At 55.6% G+C, this 19,802-nt stretch carries 18 protein-coding genes; 11 read left to right on the top strand and 7 right to left on the bottom strand.

Features of this window, described 5'->3' with window-relative positions:
* Positions 1 to 32: 32 nt before the first annotated feature.
* Genes QNK41_RS12630 through QNK41_RS12620 form a run of 3 tightly spaced genes read right to left on the bottom strand, consistent with a single transcriptional unit; the run spans position 33 to position 3,989 of the window.
* Positions 33 to 1,187 (bottom strand): FAD-binding oxidoreductase, encoded by a 1,155-nt coding sequence (locus QNK41_RS12630; protein WP_319257426.1) that lies wholly within the window; start codon positions 1,185 to 1,187, stop codon positions 33 to 35.
* Complete coding sequence (locus QNK41_RS12625) at positions 1,180 to 3,270, bottom strand: FAD-dependent oxidoreductase (protein WP_319257425.1); 2,091 nt, start codon at positions 3,268 to 3,270, stop codon at positions 1,180 to 1,182. Before QNK41_RS12625 ends, QNK41_RS12630 begins: the two co-directional genes overlap by 8 nt.
* 5 nt (positions 3,271 to 3,275) lie before the next feature.
* Positions 3,276 to 3,989 carry a FadR/GntR family transcriptional regulator gene (locus QNK41_RS12620; protein WP_319257423.1) on the bottom strand — a complete coding sequence of 238 codons (714 nt, stop codon included), beginning with the start codon at positions 3,987 to 3,989 and terminating at the stop codon, positions 3,276 to 3,278.
* A gap of 281 nt (positions 3,990 to 4,270) precedes the next feature.
* Between QNK41_RS12620 and proC the strand changes: the two genes are divergently transcribed.
* From proC to QNK41_RS12600, 4 genes are all read left to right on the top strand, one after another.
* Entirely contained in the window at positions 4,271 to 5,155 is an 885-nt protein-coding gene (proC, locus tag QNK41_RS12615; protein ID WP_319257420.1) for a pyrroline-5-carboxylate reductase, read from the top strand.
* A 243-nt stretch (positions 5,156 to 5,398) separates the two neighbouring features.
* On the top strand, positions 5,399 to 5,851 hold the full coding sequence (locus QNK41_RS12610; protein ID WP_319257417.1) for a MauE/DoxX family redox-associated membrane protein: 453 nt from the start codon (positions 5,399 to 5,401) through the stop codon (positions 5,849 to 5,851).
* Between the two features lie 101 nt (positions 5,852 to 5,952).
* Complete coding sequence (locus QNK41_RS12605; protein ID WP_319257414.1) at positions 5,953 to 6,651, top strand: cytochrome c biogenesis CcdA family protein; 699 nt, start codon at positions 5,953 to 5,955, stop codon at positions 6,649 to 6,651.
* A gap of 13 nt (positions 6,652 to 6,664) precedes the next feature.
* Positions 6,665 to 7,144 carry a thioredoxin family protein gene (locus QNK41_RS12600; RefSeq protein ID WP_319257412.1) on the top strand — a complete coding sequence of 160 codons (480 nt, stop codon included), beginning with the start codon at positions 6,665 to 6,667 and terminating at the stop codon, positions 7,142 to 7,144.
* Positions 7,145 to 7,180: 36 nt separating this feature from the next.
* Here the strand turns inward: QNK41_RS12600 and QNK41_RS12595 are convergent, their stop codons facing one another.
* Positions 7,181 to 7,441 carry a hypothetical protein gene (locus QNK41_RS12595; RefSeq protein WP_319257409.1) on the bottom strand — a complete coding sequence of 87 codons (261 nt, stop codon included), beginning with the start codon at positions 7,439 to 7,441 and terminating at the stop codon, positions 7,181 to 7,183.
* A 25-nt stretch (positions 7,442 to 7,466) separates the two neighbouring features.
* On the opposite strand from QNK41_RS12595, the gene QNK41_RS12590 reads away from it, so the two are divergent.
* Positions 7,467 to 8,438 (top strand): ChaN family lipoprotein, encoded by a 972-nt coding sequence (locus QNK41_RS12590; RefSeq protein ID WP_319257406.1) that lies wholly within the window; start codon positions 7,467 to 7,469, stop codon positions 8,436 to 8,438.
* A gap of 393 nt (positions 8,439 to 8,831) precedes the next feature.
* Here the strand turns inward: QNK41_RS12590 and QNK41_RS12585 are convergent, their stop codons facing one another.
* The gene (locus QNK41_RS12585; RefSeq protein ID WP_319257403.1) at positions 8,832 to 11,312 is read right to left on the bottom strand and encodes a vitamin B12-dependent ribonucleotide reductase; all 2,481 of its coding nucleotides are present in this window, start codon (positions 11,310 to 11,312) and stop codon (positions 8,832 to 8,834) included.
* Positions 11,313 to 11,566: 254 nt separating this feature from the next.
* On the opposite strand from QNK41_RS12585, the gene QNK41_RS12580 reads away from it, so the two are divergent.
* The 4 genes from QNK41_RS12580 to QNK41_RS12565 all read left to right on the top strand — a co-directional run bounded on the left by QNK41_RS12580 (position 11,567) and on the right by QNK41_RS12565 (position 16,610).
* The gene (locus tag QNK41_RS12580) at positions 11,567 to 11,815 is read left to right on the top strand and encodes a hypothetical protein (RefSeq protein WP_319257400.1); all 249 of its coding nucleotides are present in this window, start codon (positions 11,567 to 11,569) and stop codon (positions 11,813 to 11,815) included.
* Positions 11,816 to 11,989: 174 nt separating this feature from the next.
* Positions 11,990 to 14,212 carry a ribonucleoside triphosphate reductase gene (locus tag QNK41_RS12575; protein ID WP_319257397.1) on the top strand — a complete coding sequence of 741 codons (2,223 nt, stop codon included), beginning with the start codon at positions 11,990 to 11,992 and terminating at the stop codon, positions 14,210 to 14,212.
* Positions 14,213 to 14,218: 6 nt separating this feature from the next.
* Entirely contained in the window at positions 14,219 to 14,914 is a 696-nt protein-coding gene (locus QNK41_RS12570) for an anaerobic ribonucleoside-triphosphate reductase activating protein (protein ID WP_319257394.1), read from the top strand.
* Positions 14,915 to 15,191: 277 nt separating this feature from the next.
* Positions 15,192 to 16,610: a choice-of-anchor U domain-containing protein gene (locus tag QNK41_RS12565; protein WP_319257390.1), complete on the top strand. Its 1,419-nt coding sequence runs from the start codon at positions 15,192 to 15,194 to the stop codon at positions 16,608 to 16,610.
* Positions 16,611 to 16,745: 135 nt separating this feature from the next.
* On the opposite strand, the gene QNK41_RS12560 is transcribed toward QNK41_RS12565, so the two are convergent.
* On the bottom strand, positions 16,746 to 17,018 hold the full coding sequence (locus QNK41_RS12560; protein ID WP_319257387.1) for an OsmC family protein: 273 nt from the start codon (positions 17,016 to 17,018) through the stop codon (positions 16,746 to 16,748).
* Positions 17,019 to 17,213 carry a hypothetical protein gene (locus tag QNK41_RS12555; protein WP_319257385.1) on the bottom strand — a complete coding sequence of 65 codons (195 nt, stop codon included), beginning with the start codon at positions 17,211 to 17,213 and terminating at the stop codon, positions 17,019 to 17,021.
* A 502-nt stretch (positions 17,214 to 17,715) separates the two neighbouring features.
* Here QNK41_RS12555 and QNK41_RS12550 point away from each other — a divergent pair.
* The gene (locus QNK41_RS12550) at positions 17,716 to 18,774 is read left to right on the top strand and encodes a tartrate dehydrogenase (RefSeq protein WP_319257383.1); all 1,059 of its coding nucleotides are present in this window, start codon (positions 17,716 to 17,718) and stop codon (positions 18,772 to 18,774) included.
* Positions 18,775 to 19,086: 312 nt separating this feature from the next.
* On the top strand, positions 19,087 to 19,533 hold the full coding sequence (locus QNK41_RS12545; RefSeq protein ID WP_319257380.1) for an alcohol dehydrogenase catalytic domain-containing protein: 447 nt from the start codon (positions 19,087 to 19,089) through the stop codon (positions 19,531 to 19,533).
* Positions 19,534 to 19,802: the final 269 nt, after the last annotated feature.

Genomic DNA, 19,802 nt, shown 5'->3' with positions numbered 1-19,802 from the left:
GTCTCGCTCCTGTATGATATCGTTTTTTTACACTATTTAAGTTCTTCGCGGACTTCGGAGAACTGCCGGGCCGGCGAAAAAATATCCATGGCCGCCTGGTCCTGATCGGTTGCGGTGCCGGAAATCATCCGTGCGGCCAGTTCACCCATGCCCGGTCCTAGCATGAAGCCTTGGCCGCACATGCCGGCGATATGAAACAAACCCATGATTTCAGGGCTCCAACCCACGATGGGCGATCCGTCGGGGCTCATGGGGTAGCACCCCCGCCATACCCGCCGCACCCGCAAGGTTTTCAGTCGGGGGATCAGCGCCACCATACGGGCGGCCACCTGGGGCAGAAATACCGATGTCTCCCGGGTATCGGTGCCGAGAATGGGCGGATCCGGTGTGATACAAAACACCACCTGGCCATGAATATTCTGGTAAAAATAGTAATTCTTCGATCCCGGTCCAGGCCGCAGGTCCACCACCATGCATGAAAACATGCGGGCCACCGGCTCGGTGATGGCCCCTTCGTGGGAATCAGGGGTCACGGGCAGATCCACGCCTGCGGTTGCGCACAGCGGCCGTGAATAGGCGCCGGCCGCATCCACGACCACCGGCGCCCGGTATTGCCCCTTTTCCGTCTGGATGCCTACCACCCGGTCCTTATCCACCAGCAGGGTCTTGATCCGTTCATTAAAGTGGAAACGGACGCCATTTTCAAGGGCTTTTCGTGCAAATGCGTTGATGGCCAACAGCGGTGAAGCCGAGCCGTCATTCGGGGAGAATGTGCCGCCGATAAGACCACCGGCATCGATGCCCGGAACGATTCGCTGCAGCTGATCGGAGTCAATGAAGTCGATATTCAGGCCGAATTGCTGTTGCAGAGGCAGCAGTTTCTTCAAGGACTGGGCGTCCTGCTCCCGGTAAACCGGGAAGAGATAGCCACCCTTGAGCCACTCGATGTCTTCTCCGTGCGTCTCCTTCCAGGTGGAAAACATCTCCAGGGAACGCAGACCCACAAGTATTTTTGCCGGGTCCGAGTGGGTGGCTCGGATCCCGCCGATAGCCCGTTTGTTGTCCCCCTGGCCCGGCGACGGCTTGCCGTCCACCACCAGCGTCTTCAGGCCCATAGATCCCAGTGCCATGGCCGTGGGGACACCCACTGAACCGGCCCCGGCGATAATAACATCAATGTTATCCATGCTGATCACCACTCCTTTCACCGGCCAGCGCACCCAGGGCGACCTCCACGAAGAGCGGGCGGTCCACCCGGTCAGTGACCGCACCCAGATCCACCCCTTCTTCCTGGAAGATTCGCCAGATCATAGGCCGACAGGTCTTGGACCCGCATGCCCCCATACCGGCCCGGTTCAGCGCTTTCATCTGATTGATGTCCCTGACCCCGCTGCGCACAGCGGTTCGGATCTCGCCGGCGGTGATGCGTTCGCAGCGGCAAATCACTGCCTCGTCTGGCAAAGGAGCATTTTCATAAACGGTGGCCGGGTCCACCTGGGTCTCCTGGACCCGGATGCCGATGGCTCGTTTGGCTGCTGCCCGTTCCAATTTGACCTGAACCAACAAGGTTCCCGGGTATTTTTTGCGGTTGGCCACGACCCGCTGCACCGGGTAATAGCCGAGTATGGCCCCGTCTCGGTCGGTAACCGGCACCCGCTGACCGTTCTGCACCCGCTCCCGCCAGATTTCGTATGGCAGGGTGACAGTGGGGTAGTCCGGATCCTTGCGGTAGTCAACCAGCGTGACCGCCAGTCCCGGGCAGATGGCCACGCAGGCCATGCACCCTTTGCAGGTCTTGCCTTCAACCAGATAGGGCAGCCCGGTGATCCTGTCATCTTCGGTGCGGATTGCCCCTTCCGGGCATACCGACGTGCAGGGGTTGCAAGGCACCTCCTGTTGGCAGTGAAAGATGGGCATCACGCCTTTTTCGCCGGGCGGCGGCTCCCGGTGAACCGGTGTTCCGGGCCGGGATTTGAGAATGGTGGCCTTTTCGTCCCACTCGGCCGGGATCTCATCGGGGAATCGTCCCAGGGCCTTGGCAATCTTCAGGCCTTCGATCTTTCCGGTGAACATGGCCGCCGACGCCTCGGCGATTTCCTGGGCATCCCCGGCAGAATAGACATCCATGCCCCATTGTTTGGCTTTGAGGTAAAATTCGTTGACTTCGGCCAACCCTACGGCGATCAGGACGGTATCCACGGCAAAGGTTTTGTGGGTGCCGGGGATCGTCTGCCAACCGTCGTCCAGTTCGGCGACGGTCACGCCCGCCACATACCCGTCGCCATGGGCGGCCACCACGGTATGCCGGGTGAAAATGGGGACCCCCAGCCGTATCAGCTTGTCTGCATGCACCTGGTAGCCGCCCACCCGGGGCAGGGCCTCGATGAGCGCCACGACCTCGATGCCGGCCTGAATGGCATGGTACCCGGCGATCAGCCCCACATTGCCGCCGCCTACGATGAGCACGCGCTCCGATGATTTGATGAGGTCTCGATTAACCAGTGTCTGGAACGCCCCGGCACCGTATACACCAGGCAGGGTGTTGCCGGGAAAGGAAAGCATTTTCTCTCTGGCGCCGGTGGCCACCAGCAGCTTTTTTGGACGGACCTTGCGATATTCGTTTCTTTTTACGACCCCCACGATGCCGTCGGAAAAGACGCCCACGGCGGTAGCCTCCAGCCAGATCTGCACCGACGGCAACGCCCGCAGTTGTGCCTCCAGAATGCTGCCTATTTCAAAACCCCGTGTTCCCGCGTGGGAATCTTCCACGGAGCCGAAAAACTTATGGGTCTGAAGGACCAGTTTCCCCCCCAGGCGATCTTTGTCATCGATGACCAGGGTTTCGATGCCCAGTTTGCCCAGTTCGATGGCGGCGCTCAGCCCGGCCGGCCCAGCGCCGAGGATCAATACAGCCACCGACTTTTCAGCTGCCGGTTCAAAGACTGGCTTGCCAGCAGCCTGCGGCAGAATGGGTAGGCCTTCCACCGATTGCACTGCCATCTTATTTTTCAGGGGTGTCATGCACGCTTTGACGGGAATGCCGTCAGCCATAACCAGGCACTGGGAGCACTGACCGTTGGCACAGAAAAGCCCCTGCGGGCTGCCGTCCTTGTGATGGTGACCAAAGACGTGAATATCATTGGCGAAAAGGGCCGACGAGATCATTTCCCCATCCCTGCCGGTCAGCGGTGTGCCATTCCAGGTAAACGGGACCTCAGCATCCGCCGGTACATCCAGAATGGGATGGGATTGAAGTCGCTTGATTGACATAAGGGTTACATCTCCCGGCTTTCCATGTAGTGATTGAATCGCAACACGTGGGCTTCGGCCAGTTGCCGTGCCTCGTCCGTATTCTTTCTTTCCACGGCGTCGATGATGCTGGCCAGATCGGTGAAATTTTCCGCCATTTCGCGCTGTTTCATGACCAAAAAGGTTTCATAGTACTGGTCGATGTTGTCATGGACCGTGTGATGCATAGAGATGTAGACCGGATTTCCCGTAATTTCGGCCAGGGATAGATGAATGTGCTTATCCACCTCCACGAACGCCTTCTGGAAATCGCTGCCCTTTTCGGCGAACTGGCGGGCCTGTTCAAGCAGAGATTTGAGATGGATGACATCTGCCGGAGTGGACCGTTCCGCGGCCAATGCCGACACGCGGCCCTCCACACCCACACGAAACTCCGTGAGGTGCTGGAGTGAGACCTTCTGGTAGCGGATCAGCAGGGCCAGGCTTTCGTTGATCTGGTCGTAACTGATATCCTGTACCACGGCGCCACCGCCCACCCCCAGCTTGATCTCGATGAGGCCCTTTTGCTCCAGCACCCGCAGGGCCTCACGCAAGGTTCCCCGACTCACCTGGAGCACCTCTTTAAGTTCACGCTCCGAAGGGAGCATTTCGCCGGGCATCAGTTTTCCCTCAAGGATGGTCTCCTGGATCTGTTCCACCACATCCTGAAAAATCCGGGTCTGTTTGGCTGCTTTGAACATGGCATCTTTCCCTATGCATCTTGCATCCCCTGCGGTATCGCCATCGGCATGCTTTCGGATCAGATGATGAATGCAAAAGCGCGGGGCAACATGATTTTGTAATGGTTTAACCATTTGTTGTAATGGTTAAACCATTACCGTTCCCGGTCGTTTATGTCAAGCCCCAACCGCTCGCCGGCTGACCCATCGACCAATTTTGGGGGTGCTGCCGTCAAACACGAGCCGGTCGCATGATTTCCCTTGACACCATAAAGGTGCAGAACGTAGGTGAACTATCTGCGATGACGCGAAACCAAAAGGAGATCGAATCCATGTTGACCAACAAAAAGATCGGTATGATCGGAACCGGAAATATGGGCAACGCCCTCATCGACGGATTGATCCGATCCGGCGCGGCGCTGCCCGAGAACATCCTCTGTTCCGATGCCAGCGAGCGGCAGTTGGAACCCATAAGGGAAAAATATAAGGTAACCACCACCACGGACAATATCGAGGTGGTCAAGTCAGCGGATATCGTCATCTATGCCATCAAACCCCAAATTATGGCCAGTGTGCTCAAGGAAACCGCCGACTACCTGGACATGAGCAAACTGATCATCTCCATTGCCGCCGGTGTTCCTTTGGCGGCCATCGAGTCCCTGCTAAAGAAAGACCTTCGCCTGATCCGGGTCATGCCCAACGTGGCTGTGGCGGTCCGTGAAGGCGCAACGGCGGTCGCCGCCGGCGGCCATTCAGACAAGGAGGACGTTAAACTGGCCATGGCGATTTTCGATTCGGTGGGCAAATCCATCTTCCTCAAGGAAAACAACCTGATGGACGCCATCACAGGTCTCAGCGGCTCCGGTCCGGCCTATATTTTCATGATTGTCGATGCTCTGGCCGATGCCGGCGTCAAAGTTGGGCTTTCCCGGAAAGATGCCCTGTTCCTTTCCTCCCAGACCATCCTGGGTGCAGCCAAACTGCTTCTTGAAACCAACGCTCATCCCGGTCAACTCAAAGATTCGGTCACCTCACCGGGCGGTACGGCCATTGCCGGTCTTCACACGTTAGAAAAAGGCGGACTTCGCACCACCCTCATCAATGCCGTTGAAGCAGCCACCGACCGGTCCAAGGAACTCGGGGAGGCCATGATCAAAAACTTTTCCAACGGCCAAACTCAGCCTTGAAGCGCGGGCGTTCATTGGAACCCAGAACAGAATAGCTGATAAGCTGATGAGCCAATAAGCTGATCAGGGAAAAAGCTCAGGGTTCAGAGCTCAAAGCTGAACCCAGAACCCCGAACCTAGAACCCTGAACCCTGAACCGTGAACCCGTGAACGGCCCCCTGAGCGATAACCGGCCTTGTCGAATTCAGCTCACATGATTATATTCTTCAGTCGGTATGAATGATTGCAGCCCGGGGTGAAAATGTGAGACCACTTCCATCAGCCGTTGTTGAAAACGTCACGATTGTCGTCCGGATCGCACTGGGGGCAATTTTCCTGATCTCCTGTGCCGGTAAGATCGCCGATCCGGGGGCCTTTGCGGCAATTGTGACCAACTACCAGCTGCTTCCGCCTCCGCTGGTTTCAGCAACAGCCGTACTTTTCCCCTGGGTCGAGGCGGTATGCGGTCTGGCACTGGTTTTCGGCCGGCTTGAAAAGGGTGCGGCGCTGCTGGTAACTCTGATGATGATCGTCTTTACCGGACTCATCCTTTATAACGGCTATCGCGGATTGAACATCGCCTGCGGTTGTTTTTCGCTGGCTGCCAATGCACCGTCGAATATCGCCGTGAACACCCTTCGCAATCTGCTTATTCTGGCGGCCGGCGCATGGATCCTTTTTTTTTCCAGACGCCAGCGGCTGACGTCTGTTGGATGATCAGGGCGCTTTTATTGTAACCCGTTACGGGTTCTGCGGCTCACCAGGAAAGACAGCCACCCTATCATGTTGCCACCAACGCCGGAGGATTGACCGGACGCATGTTTACTGAATCTATCTCCTATCCCGCAGCACTGGTTGCAGGCCTGCTATCTTTTTTTTCCCCGTGTATCCTGCCGTTGATACCAGCCTATTTTACCTTCATCACCGGACTGTCATTGGATGAATTAACCGCCGCCCGGACGACCGGCGTCCGCGCCCAGGTCATACGGGCAACGTTGAGTTATGTGCTCGGTTTCTCATTGGTTTTCATCCTTATGGGTGCTTCTGCCTCACTCATCGGTGGAGCAATCTTCAAATACCGCGACTGGATACGAATCATCGGAGGCCTTCTGATCATCCTGCTGGGCATTCACATGACCGGGTTGCTGAGATTCAGGTTCCTTCAGTTCGAACGGCGACTTCAAGTTCAGAAGAAACCCCTCCATTTTCTGGGGACTTTTTTCGTCGGAATGGCCTTCGGGGCGGGATGGAGCCCATGCATCGGCCCACTGTTGGGATCCATCCTCATTGTGGCGGGCAACCAGGAGACAGTGGTCGATGGCATCGGGCTGCTCTCCGTTTATGCCGCCGGATTGGCACTACCGTTTTTGGTGCTTGCGGTATTTATCGATTCACTGCTATCCTTTATCAAAAAGGCATCCTGGTCGATAAAGTATATCAACTTGACCGCAGGTCTGATGCTGCTGATCCTCGGCCTGCTGCTGGTTACCGACAATTTGAATCTGATCAGCGCATAGGATACGTGATGTTATGAAAAAACGATGGAACCTGGCTACAATTAGCCTGACCATATTGATAACCCTATTTTCTGGGGCTGTAATTGCATCCGGGACTCAAACCGACGACGCCGGCATCCAGTGGTTTTCCTATGCCGAGGGCAGGCAACGGGGAGAGGCCGAAAACAAGAAAGTGTTTCTGGTCTTTAATGCAGACTGGTGCCGCTACTGCCTTCAAATGGAAAAGGAGACGTTTCAAAACCCCACGGTCATCGCCTACGTCAACCGCAACTTCGTTCCCGTCAGCGTCAACTCGGACAAGGAGCAGGACATTGCCGAAAAGTACAAAGTCCGCGGATTGCCCGATACGTGGTTCATTTCCGAGACCGGTGAGCCAATTGCCAACCGGCCCGGATACATTGCACCTGACGATATGCTGAAGATCCTGAAGTTCTTCGGCACTGACAGCTACCGAACCATGAGTTTCAGGGCTTTTGTAGATAAGGGAAAATAAGGCGGCCAAACCCACACCGCGATATCAACCAGCGATTCAGATTGATCTGGGCGAAGCTCTTCTAATCAGTCGAATGAGTGTGGAGATGGTGATGACCAGTGACAGGATCCCCAAGAGACAGGGGACCCAGATATAGCCCTGGTAACTGGGCGAATCCAGAGAGGCAGCAACGCCGGTGATGCTGTAAAGCAGCACCGCTAAGACAAAAGCCAGGGTCAGCACCATGGCAAGCTCAGTGTCGTACCACGGGAAAAAGGCCTTACGGAAAAGCAGTTCGCTTTTATATTTCACTTTCACGCATACCTCCGGATCTTGCAGACAAATGACCCTATTTGGCCAAAAAAAACAAGTGCACCTGAAAAAACAGCTGGTCAATCGACGGCTGGTTTCGACGGTTGTCGCGCTGATGATGCTTGGAATCGGTGGATGTGCCGTGACTCCGAAAACGCTCTCCATCAAAGACAATCCGACCCGCTTGATGGAAAATACCATCTTGAAAACAGCCACGCTGTCGGTGGTGTCCCCGGACCGACTGATCGCCGACCTGACCGATGCCCGGGTGGTCTATGTGGGAGAGAGCCATACCAACCCTCACCACCACGCCATTCAGTTGGAAATCATTAAAGGGCTTGCGCAAACCAACGCGCATTTGACCATCGGCATGGAGATGTTCGATCACACCTACCAGCCGGTGCTGGATCAGTGGACGGCCGGTGAGCTTGACCAGACCACTTTCATAGAAAAAACCCACTGGTATGCCAACTGGGGCTTCGATTTTGATCTGTACCGCGATATCCTTGAATATGCAAAGGAAAAAAGACTCCGGATCATCGCCCTGAATGTGCCTAATTACATCCCCAGAAAGATCAGTGTAGGGGGTATCGCCAGCCTGTCCCAAGATGATCGCCGGCACCTGCCCAAAACCATCGACACCACCGATGCCGATCACCGGGCCTATGTGGAGAAAATTTTCAAGATGCACACCCTCCGAGGCCGGGAGAACTTCGAGTACTTCTACGAAGCCCAGTGTACCTGGGAAGATGCCATGGCCGACGCTGTGGCTGAAAACTTAGGATCGGGAAAGATGGTGGTGTTGGCGGGAAAAGGACATATCATCCGCAAATTCGGCATTCCCGACCGGGCCTTCGCCCGATCGCAAGCCCCTTTCAAGACCATCTACCTGGCCCAAGTGGGCGATGAGGCTGAATTGTCCTGGGCCGATTACCTGTGGGTGACCCCGGAGACGCGCATGCCCCACAACCGGATGATGGGCAGGGTAAAGAAAAAACAATAGCAAGCCTGTCCTATTCCACTTGATCGATGCGCGTAAATGTCAAATGAAGGCGTGCTATCATTTTAATAAAATGCGTGGCTATCCTTGAACCGCGATAGCGAACGCATTCCTCGCCGCTTGCGGCGGGGTTAGCGAGCGAACTGAAAATAGACTTACATCCTTACGGTGAAGATTCCCCGCGGCTTGCCGCGGGGAGGGTTCAATTGACCTTTGAACGTTAACCTTCTGCATTCTCGTTCCCTGACATGGGCGTACGTCCAGAAGTGGCGAATTTTGGTCCAAGTCAAGGCCGCAGCGATGGCAACCCGCAGGCGTAGCAGCGCGACGTCGAGGATTTGCCAGAGCGAGAACGCCGGCATGGGCCAAAAGGCGCCGCTGCTGGACGTACGCCGCTTAGCCGCACTTGGTGAACCCGCAGAAGTGACAGGTCATACACCCCTCTTCGAAGCTGATGGTCTGACTGCACTCCGGGCAGACCTCGCCCATCAGGCTGCCTCCCTTCCTTTTCACTTTCTCGTCTTTAAGAAAACGTTGTTCCAACACCCGGGCAATCGCATCGGGAATGGAAAGCACCAGTCCCCCATTTTGAAAAACGGGGTGCTCGCCGCCGATCCCCTTGAGCTGGTCCACCACCTTGTCAACGGTTACGCCGGACCGAAAGGCCAGGGAGACCAGCCGTCCAATGGCCTCGGTCTTGGCGGTTGTGGATCGGCCTGATTTACCGATAGTGGCAAAGACCTCGAAGGGTTGGCCGTGGTATTCGGTCACCGTCACGTAGAGCTGCCCCAGTCCGGTCTTCACCCGGGTGGTAAAGCCATCCAGGGTATCGGGCCGCTTGCGGACGGCGGTCATGAAGGCGTCCTCCTCCTTTTTATCCGATGAAAAGGAGAGCACCTGATTTTCCTTGCTACCGTCCCGGTAGATGGTAACACCCTTGCAGCCCAGCTTCCAGGCCAGGTCGTAAATCTTCTGCACATCCGCCACCGTGGCGTCCCGGGCCAGGTTGACCGTCTTGGACACGGCGTTGTCCGTGTGTTTTTGAAAGGCCGCCTGCATGCGCAGGTGCCATTCCGGCGAGATGTCGTGGGCAGTCACGAACACCTGCCTCACCGCATCCGGGATATCGTCCATGTGGGCGATGGTTCCGGCACCGGCAATGGCCTCCATGAGCGCTTCGGAATAAAATCCCTGCCGTCTGGCCGCAGCCTCGAAGTGGGGGTTGACCTCCGTGAGCTTGTCGTTGTCCATGACCGTCCGCACAAAACTCAATGCAAAGAGCGGCTCGATGCCTGACGAGCAGTTGCTGATGATGCTCAGGGTTCCGGTAGGGGCGATGGTGGTTGTGGTGGCGTTGCGATAGGCCAACAGGCTGTCACCACTGTAACGGCTCTGCTCATAATTGGGAAACACCCCTCGCTGCTGGGCCAGGGCAAGAGACGCCTGATGCGATTCGGTCTGGATAAAACCCATGATTTCCTCGGCCACGGTCAGGGCCTTCTCGCTGTTGTAGGGAATGGCCAGCTGGAACAACAGATCGGCAAAACCCATAAGTCCCAGACCGATCTTGCGATTACCCTTCACCATCGTGTCGATGGCCGGCAAGGGATAGCGGGACATGTCGATGGTGTTATCCAGAAAGCGTACCGATGTCCACACGGTCTCTTTCAAGGCATCAAAATCGATTCTTGCATCACCCTGAGCGTCGATCACGAACTTGGAAAGATTGATGGATCCTAAGTTACAGGCTTCCATGGGCAGCAAGGGCTGTTCACCGCAAGGGTTGGTGCTCTCGATCTCGCCCAACGCCGGCGTGGGGTTGTCCCGGTTGATGCGGTCGAGAAAAACGATCCCCGGATCCCCGTTTTTCCATGCTTGTTCGATCAGCTCGGAATAGACCTCCCGGGCATTGAGCGCCCCCATCGTCTGGCGATCCCGAGGATCCACCAGATCGTAAATGTCATCGGCTTTGACCGCCTCCATGAAGGCTTCGGTAATGCCCACGGAGATGTTGAAATTGTTCAACTCGGTATTGGTGGACTTGCAGTGGATAAACTCGATAATATCCGGGTGATCCACCCGCAGGATAGCCATGTTGGCGCCACGGCGGGTACCCCCCTGCTTGACCTGTTCGGTGGCGGTGTTGAAGATCTTCATGAAGGAAATGGGGCCGGAGGCGATGCCGCCGGTGGTGCCCACCATGGAGTTCTTGGGCCGCAGTCGCGAAAAAGAGAAGCCGGTGCCGCCGCCTGATTTATGAATAACGGCCGCATTTTTCAGCGAGTCGAAAATGCCCTCCATGCTGTCTTCGATGGGCAGCACAAAACAAGCCGCCAGTTGCCCCAAGCGCCTACCGGCATTCATCAGGGTGGGCGAGTTGGGCAGGAACTTGAAATCCGTCATCAGGGTATAGAACTGCTCGGTGATTTTCTGGATGTCGGCGTTCTCGTCGTATTTTTTCTCCGCCTGGGCGATGCGCCGGGACACCCGGTGAAACATCTGGGCCGGCGTCTCCTGGATCCTGCCATCCGTATCTTTCTTCAGATAGCGCCGATCAAGTACGGTTTTGGCGTTGGAAGAAAGATCGATGCCGTTTCTGATGAACATGTCCCGGGTCAACCTCACCGGCCCTTGGGCATTCAGCCCGTATTCGGCCAGTTTGGCCTTGACCATCTCATCCACCATTGGAGAAGAAATGTGCCGAAGGTCCATGCGGTCGATGGTGGATCGAATGAATTGGGCGATCTCTTTGGCCTGACTCTTGTTGACGGCATTGGCGCCAATGAGACTCTTGCAGAAAACCTGGTCATCCCAGACATGGGTGTTCAGGTCCACGTTTCCATCGTCCACGATGAGAATTTTCTCTTTATGTGCCATAGGGTGTCACAACTCCAAAATAGGGTAAGCGGTTTACGGACCTACTACCCGGATCCAGAACCACGGTTCCGCTTGCAAACCTTCGGGTTTAAGGCGGTTAGCATCCGACTCCGGATTCTACGGGAAAAAGAAACCCCAAGCACCTACCAGTGACGGTGTCGGTGTTTCTCTGGTGTGGTAATCCTGACTGAATCGGACTTAATGCCGGCACGACACGCGGGGGAAAAGGGGACCTACCATACAGGGTTTACACGATGGAAACAGTCAATGCCGCAACCCTGCCGCGCCAGCGTACAAATACATTTCTCACACAACATATTGTATGTCAAGCAGCTTTTAGCACAACATATACCTATAGCAGGCGTTCAGGAAAAACTTCCCCTTTTTCGCTGAACGGCTATACCAAGCGATCTCGCACGGGTTGGTTTTATAAGCAAACACAACGAGTTGGCCGCACCTGCGCAAACCAGTCACAACCACAAGATATGGAAAAAGCGCCTTGACATACAACAACATCTTGTTGTATGAACCCCTTTACCGCCTCGTCGTCCATGGGGCTGGAATTACAACATATCCGAAATTGTCTGATGTGTTGTACGCCCTGAAAAAAGGCTGCCTGCGGCTTTTTTCGTCGTTTCAAACCACCAAAAGCGCATGTTGCACCCGAGGAGATGCCCATGATTGAGCAGATCAAAAAACGTGACGGCCGAATTGTCGAGTTTGCCCCATCCAAGATCACAGCGGCCATCGCAAAGGCCGGTCACGCCTCGGGAGAATTCGGGGAACGGGACGGCAAGAAAATGACCCTGCGGGTCCTGACCCTGGCCCATGAACTTCGCATGGGGTCCACCCCCGAGGTGGAGGAGATTCAGGATATCGTGGAGCGGGTATTGCTGGACTCCCCTTATTATAAAACGGCCAAGGCCTACATCATCTACCGGGAGCAGCATGCCCAGATCCGGCGCATTGCCACCGAAGCCCAGGTGGACCTGGTGGAGCACTATATCCGCAAACTGGACTGGAAGATCAAAGAGAACAGCAACATGTGCTACTCCCTCCAGGGGCTCAACAACTATATCTCCTCTGACGTTACCGCGGAATACTGGCTCAACAAAATCTATCCACCGGAAATACGCCGGGCCCATGCCGACGGGGACCTTCATATCCACGACCTGAGCCTGCTGTCGGTCTACTGCGTTGGCTGGGATCTGACCGACCTCCTGCGCAACGGGTTCAAGGGCGTCGAGGGCAAGGTCGAAAGCGGACCGCCCAAGCATCTGCGCTCAGCGCTCGGCCAGATCGTCAACTTTTTCTACACCCTCCAGGGGGAGGCGGCCGGCGCCCAGGCCCTGTCCAACTTCGACACCCTGCTGGCACCCTTCATCCGTTATGATAAGCTGGGCTATGCCGGAGTCAAGCAGGCACTCCAGGAGTTCGTCTTCAACATCAACATTCCCACCCGAGTTGGATTCCAGACGCCCTTCACCAATATCACCATGGATCTTTGTGTGCCGGGCACCTTGAAAGACCATCCGGTTATCATTGGCGGCAAGGATAAAAAGGCCACCTACGGAGATTTCCAGGCGGAGATGGACACCTTTAACCGGGCTTGTGCCGAAGTGATGATCGAGGGCGACGCCAAGGGTCGCGTCTTCACCTTCCCCATCCCCACCTATAACATTACCAAGGAGTTCGACTGGGACAACCCCAACCTGGAAACCGTTTGGCAGATGACCGGCAAATACGGCATCCCCTACTTCTCCAACTTCGTCAATTCGGACATGTCTCCGGAAGACGCCCGCTCCATGTGTTGCCGACTGAGGCTGGACAACCGCGAACTGCTCAAGCGCGGCGGTGGTCTTTTCGGCGCCAACCCCTTGACCGGCTCCATCGGCGTAGTGACCATCAATCTCCCGCGGATCGGCCATGAGGCCAAGGATGAAACCGAATTTTTCGACAGTCTCCAGGCCAAGGTGGATCTGGCCATTGAAAGCCTGACCATCAAACGCAAAGTGCTGGAACAGTTTACCGACAAAAATCTCTACCCTTATTCAAAGTTCTACTTGAGATCCATCAAGAACCGCTCCGGCCTTTACTGGAAAAACCATTTTTCCACCATCGGTATCGTGGGCATGAACGAAGCCTGTCTGAACTTTCTGGGAACGGACATCACCACCGCCAGCGGCCAGGCCTTTGCCGTAAAAGTGATGGACGGACTGCGGGCCATGATCACAGAGATCCAGGACCGCACCGGAGAGATTTTCAATCTGGAAGCCACGCCGGCCGAAGGCACCTCATACCGCCTGGCCATGATCGACAAAAAACGCTTTTCGGACATCCTATGCGCCAACGAGGAAGACGTTCAAAAAGGAGCCGTACCCTATTACACCAACTCCACGCAACTGCCGGTGAATCACACCGACGATATCTTTGAGACGCTGATGCTTCAGGACAACTTGCAGGTCAAATACACCGGCGGTACCGTACTGCACCTGTTTTTAGGGGAGCAGGTCACTGACATCGAGACGGTAAAGTCGCTGATTCGTAAGGTGTCGGATAATTACCATCTGCCCTACTTCACCCTGACCCCGACCTTTTCGATCTGTCCGTCACATGGCTACCTCAATGGTGAACAAACCCGCTGCTCACACTGTAATCGTGAAACGGAAGTTTACTCCCGGGTGGTGGGTTACCTGCGGCCGGTCAAGCAATGGAACGACGGAAAACAGGCGGAATACTACCGCCGACGGCCATTTAAAATCCCACTCGAGGAGCCGGGTGTAGCGGCCGCAGTCGCCATGAAGGAAAATGTCCGGTGCAACCCGCCGATGAAGGACCCGATCGAAGCGATAGACCCAGTGAGCACCGATGATGCTCTGCGGCAAATGGGGTCGGTGTAGCAACGCATGATCCTGGCCGGCCTCCAGAAAAACTCCTTTATCGACTTTCCCGGCAAGATCAGCTGCGTCCTTTTCACCACCGGCTGTAATTTCATATGCCCCTATTGCCACAACGCAGACCTCGCCCGGGGCGAATACCCGGCGCGGTTTGAATTGACAGATATCATAGCTTTTTTAAAATCCCGCCGGGGCCTGCTGGAAGGCGTGGCTATCACCGGTGGAGAACCCACGCTGGAAAAGGGTATCGTTGATCTTTGCCGGGCCGTCAAAGCGCTGGGATATCCGGTGAAACTGGATACCAACGGCAGTCGGCCCGGGGTGCTCCGTCAGCTTATTACGCAGCACCTGGTGGATTTTATCGCCATGGACATCAAGGCGCCTTTAAAGGACTACCATCCTTTCAGCCGAGACCCCAATATCCATGAACGGCTGACAACAAGCATCCGGACCATCATGGAATCCGCTCCCGCCTATGAATTTCGTACCACCTGTGCCGCGCCATTTGTGAACGAAACCACGGTTGAATCCATCGCTAAAACGATCGAGGGCGCCGACTGTTATGTGCTCCAGCCGTTCAACCGCCGTGCCGTTTGCCTCGACCCTGAATTCAACCAACGGCGGGACCCGACCCTCTTACCGGAATTGATGCAACGCTTGAAATCCTTGGCCGAACCCTTTGTCAGGCGCTGCATGATCCGGTAACATCCCGCCGCACCCCCACTTGCCGCTATCACCCGATTACGGTTTTCACCCTGCGAAGCTACCAGATTTTACTCGTTCCCTCTTATTTTCACCAGCATCACAAGCCTGGCAACATCGACAATAAATTTTATTTTATCATAAATTCATAATACTTAAAGCCAAATGGCGTAGTTAATTTGTGGCCTGGCAAATCAATTGCAATCAAGAGCATCGCAGCTGCTGAACCGGTACAGGTTCTGATTGGTACTGAATCTAAAACAGGAGAACGTTCTCGGTCATGAATGTAAAGCCAGCTCTATATCGAATTGCCCACACCAGTGCCATTCTTGCTTTCCTCTGCATCTTATCGACATCCACCGCTGTTATGGCAGCCAGTGTGACGCTTCGCTGGGACCCCAGCGGTCCGGCCACCGACGGTTACCGGTTGTTCGCCAGAAAAAGCGGCCAGGCCTACAATTACAGCCAGCCCGACTGGGAGGGTGCCGGGGTTACCGGCACCCTCAACCTTCTCGACGGCCAGACCGACTACTACATCGTAGTCCGGGCCTACAAGGACAATATAGAAAGTGCCAATTCCAATGAAGTCCATTACATTCCTCCGGCTGCGCACAATGACGACGATGGCATGCCCGATGACTGGGAAGCCCGCTTCGGCCTGGACCCCCGGGTCGATGACGCCGACAGTGACCTCGATCATGACGGTATCAGCAACCGCGATGAATTCCGCGCCGGTCTGGAGCCTTATGATCCGGGAGTAGGCAAGTCGCCGCTGGCGCCTGAGTTACTTTTCCCTGTTTCCGATGCCAAGGTGGAACGCAACCCGCTGCTTGATGTGGGAGATTTTTCAGACGTCGACGGGGATGCCCATATCGCCACCCAGTGGCAGGTATACCGCAACGGTTCGACAAATTGCCTGCTGGATGTGGTGACCCATCGCTGGCTCAACCTTTTGCGGGTACCGCTTCTGCTGCTCAACGGCGACGGAACCTATAGCTGGCGGGTCCGTTTTTTCGACTCCGGCGGACGGGCGTCCGCGTGGTCGGCCAGGGCTTATTTCACCACCCAGGCCGCGGAGGGCGATCTTGATAACAACGGCATTAGCGACAATCAGGAAGGTGGTGTGGTTCAGGCCCAAGTGACGCGCGCCTTATCATCGCCAACAATCACCTGTGAGCCCACTGACCTCGTCGTGGAAACCGCAGAGACGGTCGCAGAAATCAAACAGATGGCGCTGCTCGACCCGATCGATTTGGAAATCGATGAGACGACGCCGGACCGCCTGCCTTCAGCCATGCTGGCCTACAAGCTGGTGCTTCACCGACCTGGCCAGCGGGCGCTGGTGACGATCAAACTCTCCGATCCGGCGCCTGCCGGTGCCACATGGATCAAGTACGATGCGGTCAATGGCTGGCAGGATTACTCCCATCACGCGGCAATATCCGCTGACCGCCAGTCAGTGACTGTTGAAGTCACGGACGGTGGTTATGGTGATGCCGACGGCGTTGCCAACGGAATCATCGTAGACCCGGCAGGACTTTCCATAGCGCCGATCGCGCCCACCGCCGGCGGCGGCAGTGGCGGCCGGTGCTTCATATCCACAATCCACGACGTGAAAAATGAATTGCCTTCAGGAAGTGGTTTCTGGCAGTCGATCAAGGACAGCTTGATCCGCTTGATGGAGGTGGCGTCCACATGAACAATATCTGGGCTTTAAATCTATTGTTGATAGCTGCCACTTGGTATTTTTTTAGAAAAGAAACACGCACACCATCTTGCGCCTGACCTATTCGCCTACTAGCTGTATTCACATTGCAGGTACAAGCATTCTACATCAGGCGTCGTCCGCCATCTCCAGCTCATGCGTAATCTTGATCGCCTCAACCACGCTCTGGGCGGCCGGGCACAGGGTAATATAATTGTTGAATGCATCCTCGGCATCCGCGCGCTTGTCCGCTGGCAGCTTCAAATTATAGTGAACCTTGATGCGCACGATTTTCAACACACCGTTGACATCTTCGATATCACCGGTGACCGTCGCCATGTAGCGATCCTGAAAGGTCCGGATCTTTTTTTTGGCCAGCACCGCGGCCAATGTGCCCATCATTCAACCGCCCACCGCGCCAACCAGATGATCCAGGGTGGCGGCGTGTTCCTCTTCCGGATCGACATTGTAAAATTTCTTGATCCCGCCGTGAACGCCATAATAAACCGGTTTGTCGAATCCCCGGATGTGGGCAATGCGGGTGGGTCCTTTTTCGCGGGTAATCGTGATGTGCGACTGATGGATGATCTCTCCCATGGTGTCTTCCTTTCTGTAGAATATTCGAAGTGCAGATGGAGCGGCTTCCAGCCGCGATATGTCACTGCCTGTCGTCCATTCATCGCGGCTGGGAGCCGCTCCTACGATGAACCGCGACAACGAGCACTTTCCCCGCCGCTTGTCGTAGCGAAGCGGAGATCCCGCCATCGGGGTCGGAGCGAAGCAGAAATACCGAGCACCGGTGCGGAGGGGTTAGCGAGCGAACTGGAAATTAATTTTCATCCTTCCGGTAAAGATTCCCCGCGGCTTGCCGCGGGGTGGGTTCAATCCCGAGAGTGTCCTTAGCTTTTAAAATAGGTATGCTTTTGCCGAATGTAAAATGATCGCGCCATGCCCTTGAAACCGAGGGGAAACTCATGTAGCCTTTATCTGCTCCGACATTTCAGCCCCCCTTTTCCCATCAGAATCATTTTGCGAATTGAATGGAAAGCAGGATTGATGAGCGTTTCGCACCGCGAACAAAAACCAGAGGGCCTTAAGCATGAATTCAATAAAGATTGCGGTTATTCCGGGAGATGGCATCGGCAGGGAAGTCATTCCCGAAGGCATCGATGCCCTGGAAGCCGCCGGGAGCATGCAGGGCGTCAACTTCGAATGGACCGAATTTGAATGGTCCTGCGAGACCTACCATAAAACGGGGCGCATGATGCCCGAAGACGGTATCGAACAGCTGCGGCAGTTCGACGCCATCTACCTCGGTGCGGTCGGCTTTCCCGGCGTACCGGACCACATCTCCCTCTGGGGCCTGCTGATACCCATCCGGCGCGCCTTCGACCAGTATGTAAATCTGCGCCCGGTGCGGTTGTTCGAAGGTGTTCCCTGTCCGCTGGCAGGCAAGAAACCCGGTGACATCGATTTTTATGTGGTACGGGAAAATGTCGAAGGTGAATACTCTTCGGTCGGCGGCATTCAGTATGAAGGCACCGAGCAAGAGGTCGTCTCCCAGGTCAGCCTGTTTACGCGTCGAGGCACCGACCGTATTCTCAAATACGCATTCGAACTGGCTCAAGGCCGGCCCGCCCGGCACCTGACCTCAGCCACCAAATCCAATGGGATCTTTCACTCAATGCCTTACTGGGACAGCCGGGTAAAACAGATCGCCACATCCTATCCCGGGGTCGCCGTCGATCAATACCACATCGATATCCTGACTGCCAATTTCGTGCGCATGCCCGAGCATTTCGATGTCGTCGTCGGTTCCAATCTGTTTGGCGACATCCTGTCCGATCTGGGCCCCGCCTGCGCCGGTACGATCGCTATCGCGCCCTCGGCCAATATCAACCCCGAACGGATTTTCCCGTCGATGTTCGAACCGGTGCACGGCTCCGCCCCTGATATTGCCGGCCGGGGAATCGCCAACCCCATCGGCACTGTCTGGGCCGGCGCTATGATGATGCAGCACCTGGGCTTTCCCATGCTCCACGACACGTTGATAAAAGCCATTGAAACCATATTGCGCGAAGGCGGGAACCTGACGCGTGACATGGGCGGACACGCCAGTACGCGTGAATTGGGCCGGGCGATAGTAGAGGCAATATAAAGCGTATTGGCATCCCATCACTAACCCTATGAACCAGGAGAAATACAGATAGTCAACAACGCCTGATGAGACCACGTCCGAAGAAAAAAACCCTGCTGTCCCGCGCTGATATTGGCCCCTGTCTCCTTTGCAAGCGTCGCTGGCCGGAATTGCATGTCCCTTGATGATTGTTATTCTATATTCATTCGTCGTGAATGCAATCGGAGCGATCCTGATCGAACCTGACACCAGGTAAAACAGCAACCAAGCGCAACCCTACATAAAACGATAGAACCTATCTAAAAACAACGCCCTGATATAAGGAGACCAATCATGATAAACGCCTATGCCGCATTTGAACCCAAGGGAAAACTCGAACCTTTCGCCTATGATCCGGGAGAACTGAAACCCCAAGAGGTAGAAATCGATGTCCACTCCTGTGGCATCTGCCATAGCGACATCAGCGTCATTGACAATGAATGGGGCAATGCCCAATATCCCGTTGTTCCCGGTCACGAAGTTGTCGGAACGATTGCCAAAGTCGGAGAAAACACCAACCACCTGACGGTCGGTCAAACCGCGGGGCTGGGCTGGCATGCCGGCTACTGCAATGCCTGTGCGTCTTGCGGGGAGGGCGATCACAACCTGTGTGCCAACTCACAGGCGACCATCATCGGCCATCATGGCGGCTTTGCCGAACCGAACGTCCCGGCAGGCAGACTCCTGCGGATACAATTGAACCCTCCCCGCGGCAAGCCGCGGGGGATGTGCTGCCTGTAACGGCAGTACTGCGCAACACCGTAAGGATAAAAAATCGATTTTCAGTTCGCTCGCTAACCCCGCCGCACCGGTGCTCGGTATCTCTGCTTCGCTCCGACAAGCGGCGAGGAATGCGCTCACTATCGCGGTTCAATGACCGTGGCGTGATGGCGATCCCACCGGCAGTCATCTTTACGATCTTTCCAACGATTAACCCTTTGCCCGGTTTGCCTTATTCACCCCCGCCGATCACCGACACTCGGGAGGTGTCTGTGTGCAGTTGGTCTTTT

It is taken from the genome of Desulfosarcina sp. (assembly GCF_033791525.1).
Classification (GTDB): domain Bacteria; phylum Desulfobacterota; class Desulfobacteria; order Desulfobacterales; family Desulfosarcinaceae; genus Desulfosarcina.
Note: the sequence above shows the minus strand (reverse complement) of the source record. Positions and strands in the feature narration are given on the sequence as shown.